This window comes from Oligella sp. HMSC05A10 (genome assembly GCF_001808335.1).
In the GTDB taxonomy this organism is placed as follows: Bacteria; Pseudomonadota; Gammaproteobacteria; order Burkholderiales; family Burkholderiaceae_B; genus Oligella; species Oligella urethralis.
Genome location: NZ_KV792966.1, coordinates 1 through 506, shown reverse-complemented (window position 1 = coordinate 506; position 506 = coordinate 1). Strand labels below are relative to the sequence as shown.

1 pseudogene is annotated in these 506 nt (G+C 34.6%); it reads left to right on the top strand.

Going from position 1 to position 506, the window contains the following annotated elements:
- A pseudogene (locus HMPREF3144_RS11260) lies at positions 1 to 339 on the top strand (hypothetical protein); the annotation flags it as partial.
- Between the last annotated feature and the right edge of the window lie 167 nt (positions 340 to 506).

Here is a 506-nt window from a genome sequence, read left to right as displayed (position 1 = left end):
AAGGGGTATGGCGTGGCAGCTGGGATGTCTATTGCTGAGAGCGTTGGATTAAGTTTCGCTACTAAGTCAGACTATAAGGTTTCAAATTTAGTCAGTGATTTAACGGTAGGCGCATCGAATAATATGGCAACCAAATTTTTAGTAAAAGCAGCACAACCTATTGGTTTAGTTCAAGAAATGCCTAAAAAAACTGAGATTTTTTTAAACAATCATGGAAGAGTTCAAGGGTATTTTCTCGGCTCAGGTGTCTCTAGCTTTTTTGACTATACTTTAGGAGACAGGAATAAAACACTTATAGATTTTTCGCGTCAGAAAGAGCAAGGAAAAAACCATGATTGATTGGAATAAGAATTATGATGCTAGTGCCAATGCTTTGACTCAGTGGGGTAATATTTTAATAACGCCTGTAGCTAGTTTCTATGTGTTTTTAGTCAGGAAGCTGTTTAAAAAAATAAAAAAGATACATTATTATATTGTTTTGATTTTGGTTGGTTTAACGATTTATT